The organism is Candidatus Cloacimonadota bacterium, assembly GCA_011372345.1.
GTDB lineage: Bacteria > Cloacimonadota > Cloacimonadia > Cloacimonadales > TCS61 > DRTC01.
This window is the reverse complement of sequence record DRTC01000666.1, coordinates 1-5,356: the sequence shown is the minus strand read 5'-3', so window position 1 is coordinate 5,356 and position 5,356 is coordinate 1. Positions and strand designations below refer to the sequence as shown.

The window sequence follows — 5,356 nt, the reverse complement described above, 5'->3', positions numbered from 1 at the left end:
GCCATAGATGGAATCTATGGAAAAGAGAACCAAACTTACACCCAGCTCCTCTCTTTAAAGAAAGAAAGAGAGGAGAGTTAAATCCCCAATCTTGAAAGGATTGAATATCATAATAATGAATATGAATTAAAGAAATATCTGTCCGTAATGAATTTGACGCCGTTAGTAGCCGATTCTATGTTGTAAGTAATGTATTTGATATCATCAGTAGTCAATTTGATGACCTCAGTAAAGAAGTCGACATCATCAGCAATAGATTTTCATTCATCAGTAATGAATTTACAATCATCAGTAGACAATTTACAGCCGTCAGTAATAGATTTACAGTCATCAGTAGACAATTTACAGCCATCAGTAATAGATTTACAGTCATCAGTAGACAATTTACAGCCGTCAGTAATAAATTTACAGTCATCAGTAGACAATTTACAGTTGTCAGTAATAAATTTATAGCCGTCAGTAATTAATATGACACAAAAAAATCTATTTCTGAGAACAATCTATCCGCTTCTGAATATATAATCCTGATTACTGATAGAAAAGACAGTATTTCTAATTATTTCAAATATTTTATGAAGATATCATTTTAGTAAATATAATTTTATACTTAATGTTTAATGGTATAAAGTTCATTGCTGAATAGATCTCAGATATTACTAATGTTTTCTCATTCGGATGGAATTAGTATTTAATACCTGCTGATTGAATACGATAATCTATTTGATTGGTTTAATTAAGATCATAATCAGAAAACTCTTTATTAGATAAGAAAGTCTTAAAATATGCTTTCTTTCCATCCGTGATTATCTGCAGGGCTCCGTCCTTTCCTGCTATGAAAAGATCTTCTCCGAGAAATGAATACTTTTCAAGGGTAGTTTCGTGAGGAAAATTAAACCTGTTCTTCAAAGAAGTTGGAATGAAGGCATATTCGGGAGAAACAGCTTTGATGAAAGCAGGCGTACTTGATGTTTTACTTCCATGATGACAGATTTTCAAGATATCCGTATCCAGAAATTCGGGATATTTTTCCAGCAGATATTTTTCTCCCTCCTGTTCTAGATCACCTGTAAAAAGAACAGAAAAATCTTTATAATCAAGGCGGGTAACAATAGACATATTATTTATATTTTCGTTGTGATAAGCCTTATCAGGATGAATGATCTTCAGTTTTAATCCTTGAATTGGAAGATGAGTAGTATCGCTAATTGTTATTACTTCGCAATTTTCATCCTGAACTTTATCCTTAAAATGCTTCCAGATTATTCGAGTTTGGAATTCATCCGTAACCGCCAGATTCCTTATTTTCAAATTGATAAAGGCATTGTCCAAACCTCCGTAATGGTCATTATGAGCATGAGTAATGATCACCCAGTCCAAACTTGAGATTCCATTTTCCTGCAGATAGGGAAGAGCAGACCTTCCAAAGTATTTCGATGTATAATCCGGTGGTCCGGAATCGATCAATATAGTTTCTTCTAATCTTGTTTCGACGAGAAACAGGTCTCCCAATCCGCAATCAAAGAAGGTAACTTTCAATTCATCATTCCCGCTGTTTATTGTTAAGACAAATATTAATATCAAAATGAAACTCAATAAGGAAAATGTGAGATGCTTTTTCCTGTTAAATTTCCAGAACCAGATCACCAGTGTTCCCAAAAATAAATAGATCAAAAGGAGTTGAAAAATGTTTATGGAAAAGAAATTATAGAATAATGGACAAGATGATGAAAGATCGCTCCATTTATCAAAGATAAGCATTATTCCCTTGAAACTGCTTTGATAGATCAATATGAGAAAATTCCAGTTAGGAAGGATTATGATCAGTAAGGCGAAAGTTAAAATGACTGAAATCAGTGGAATTCCCAGCAAATTTCCCAAAATTCCGTTTAAGTTGAACTGGTGGAAGTGATACATAATTATCGGCAGGAGAAAAATATTCAGAATTGCGGAAGAGAATAAAATTATCAAAATACCATTCAGCAGTTTCTTACTAAAACTCATAACTTCAATTTCTTCTTTTACAAGTTTTATAAATCGTATATTAGGAACAATATTCAATAAAACAAAGACGGCAGTGAAGGAAAGTTGGAATCCAATCGAGAAAAGCTGGAAGGGATTGAGAGCAGTAATAACGATCAAGCTTGCAGAAAGAATATTATTTGTATCCGGTTTTCTCTGTATTATCTTTGAGATCAGATAAAACGAGATCATGATCACAGCTCGGGTGACAGATGGGGTCCAGTTACATAATGCACCGTAAAAAACCAAAAATGGAATAAGGAGTGATCTCGATAAATTCCGCTGTCGAAAGATTATTTTGAAAATACTGAAAAAGATCAGCGATAAAATTCCAACATGTAATCCGCTGACAGCCAGAATATGACTCAATCCTGCTCTGGTCAGAATCTCTCTTTTCTCGCCTAATTCCCGCTTATCACCAATAACGATCGCTTTGATAAAACCGGAATGAGCGTGAAAACGACCTTCTATCCTGCTGCTGACCCATTCTCTAACGGAGATCACCAAACTCCCGAATGGACTGCTTTTGTTTCCAATGATATCTACTTTAGTTTTGGAAAATCCTATCCCATAAATTCCTTTGGCAGATAGATACTCTTCATAATCAAATGTTGTGGGATTTGAATTTTTTCTGATCTTTCTTATTTCAGCGATTGTGGAGATTAAATCTCCGTATTTCAAACCTTCCTGGTTTGTACAAAAATTTATTTTCCCTTTAACTTCTGAATTCAGAATTTTTGAAAGTTCGAGTATGAATCTGTAAGAGCCTTCTTTATGATTAACTTGAGAAATTATTTTTCCTGCGATCGGTTGAATTATTTGCGGATTCTTCTCCAGTATTTTTCTAATGTGATTTTCAGGAAAAATATTATTGATGGAAATCCTCAAAATTCCAAGTAATAAAATTAAGGACAGAATTGATATGATCTTTGCTTTCTTCAGGAAGAAGAAAATGGATCCAATAAAAATCAGAGACAATAATAAGACAGGCTGGAAGTGAAGATATTTGCCAACAATAATGCCGAAAATCCAGAAAACAGCAGGAATCAGAAGAGGAGATTTACCGGATTTAGACATCAAACCTCATAATTTCAGAAGGAATTTATTTATTTACTTGTTCCCAAATTGTATTTGGGAACATAATTGGATAAGAAATTTTATTTCGACTATTTTCATCAGTTGGTTCGATAAAAACTGTTCAAAGTAAAACTTTTCCAAAATTGCATTCCCAAATAAAATTCAGGAATGAGGACAAATGAATTCATTTGAATTGGAAAATTTTGGAAATTATATTCTTTTCAGGATATTCCGATAATCTTTCTTTACTTTTTGATAAATTACATTATTTGTTTCGACAATCGTTTCCAGATCTGGAAATTGTATATTTTTTTCTCTGTTTACAATGTAATTTATGATCTTAAATATCTGTATAAATCCAATCTTATCATTTAAAAATAGATCGATAGCTGCTTCATTCGCTGCATTTAGAACAGTTGGTAAAATTCCACCTTTTCTCCCGATTTCACAAGCCAAATAAAAAAGCGGGAATCTGTCTTTCTCGACTTCTGAAAAACTAAGATCAGGAATTTTATAAATATCCGTTTTTGCAACAGAAGATTGAATATGTTCAGGATATGACAGAGCGAACAAAATGGGCAGTTTCATAGTAGGAAATCCCATTTGAGCAATGATGGATCCATCAACAAATTCAACAAGTGAATGAATGATTGATTGGGGATGAATAACAGTTTTAATATCCTTAAAATCCTTTTTAAAAAGCCAGTGAGCTTCGATCACTTCCAATCCTTTGTTCATCATCGTCGCCGAATCGATAGTTATTTTTGCTCCCATTTCCCAGGTCGGATGTTTCAAGGTTTGAGCTTTTGTGATTTTATTAAACTCTGAAAGCGGTAATTCTCTGAATGGTCCCCCGGAAGCAGTTAAAATAATACTTCTAACCTGATCCATCGAGGTGGCACTGATCGCCTGCAAAATAGCACTGTGTTCACTATCGACCGGAATCAGCCTGCTGTTTGATCGTTGCAACTCGCTTTTGATCAAATGACCAGCCATGACGAGAGACTCTTTGTTGGCAAGAGCCAGATCGACTCCATGGGAAATGATCGTCATCGATGATTGTAATCCGGAAGAACCGGATATGGCATTCAAGGCGATATCATAATCAGAGTTTTCTAATAATTCCTGTAATTTATCTTCACTAAAAAAGATCGATGTATTTTTGGGAAAATCAGTAATTTTATTTTTTAGTTTTTTGTCGGTAATTACAATTTGCGGGATATTGAATTCGTCTGCTAACGAACAAAGTTTTTTATAATTATTATGAGCAGATGCTAATACTATCTTAAATTTATCCTGATGCTGCCTGACAACTTCGATCGTTGACAGCCCAATTGATCCGGTTAAACCTAAAATAGCGATTTTTTTCATAAATCCAGGCTGATGGAAACTCTATGGGAATTATCCAGATCGTTGGTATCGAGTTCCAATGAATAATTTATTTTCCAGTTCCTATACCCGATGGAAATACCGGAAGTAAAATGATTTATATCATAACCGATATAAAGATCGGCTTTTTCATGAATATTCATTTCCAGACCGAGATGATAATCGAGACTGAAAAAACTAAGAGAAATGTTTGAAGCATCACCGCGATTTTCAGTAAAAATCTCAAATCCGGTATAGAAATTTGATGATCTTTTAATTACCGGGAAAATGAATTTATATTTTGTTTCAAGATCAAAACCCGGATTAACAATTTCATGAGTACCATTTCCCCATAAAATTTGAGTTGTAAAAAAATCTCTGATCTTGGCGGCTATCATCCATTTTTCAGATAATTCAAAAAAAGTTGAAATATCCGCTCCAAAACCAAATCCGTTTTCTTCGGCGAGGTGTCTATATGCGATTTTTGGAGTAAAACCAATATTATAGTTTCCAATCTTGCGAGCAAAACCAAAATAAACTACTAAATCCGAGTTGTTCACCGATTTATATTCATAAGGTCTGTTTAGAGAATCCGGTTCTATTGTCGGATCTGTCAGCTTTGTTAACGGGATATCAGCAATTCCGATCCTGGTGATCACTAATGAAAATTTATTTTCATTTCCCCAGATCGCAGAAGCAGTATCATAATTCAGAAGTCCCATATATTCTTCGGCATGCATAATTTCGAATTTGTTGTTTGTTGCTTTTGTCAGCAAAGCGGAATTCCAGTAAGCAGGAGCGTATGAATTTTCGTCTGTTAAGCCGCAATTGCCAAGAGCGAAATTTTTTACACCTGCTCCCATGCGGAAAATCTCGCCTGCATATTTGGTCG

At 34.2% G+C, this 5,356-nt stretch carries 3 protein-coding genes; 1 reads left to right on the top strand and 2 read right to left on the bottom strand.

What is annotated here, in order from left to right; genetic code table 11:
* Positions 1-273: 273 nt before the first annotated feature.
* Positions 274-453 carry a hypothetical protein gene (locus ENL20_12770; GenBank protein HHE39423.1) on the top strand — a complete coding sequence of 60 codons (180 nt, stop codon included), beginning with the start codon at positions 274-276 and terminating at the stop codon, positions 451-453.
* 276 nt (positions 454-729) lie between these two features.
* Here the strand turns inward: ENL20_12770 and ENL20_12765 are convergent, their stop codons facing one another.
* Both ENL20_12765 and ENL20_12760 read right to left on the bottom strand, forming a co-directional pair.
* Positions 730-3,096: a DNA internalization-related competence protein ComEC/Rec2 gene (locus tag ENL20_12765; GenBank protein ID HHE39422.1), complete on the bottom strand. Its 2,367-nt coding sequence runs from the start codon at positions 3,094-3,096 to the stop codon at positions 730-732.
* A gap of 210 nt (positions 3,097-3,306) precedes the next feature.
* The gene (locus ENL20_12760) at positions 3,307-4,467 is read right to left on the bottom strand and encodes a 1-deoxy-D-xylulose-5-phosphate reductoisomerase (protein HHE39421.1); all 1,161 of its coding nucleotides are present in this window, start codon (positions 4,465-4,467) and stop codon (positions 3,307-3,309) included.
* Positions 4,468-5,356 lie beyond the last annotated feature (889 nt).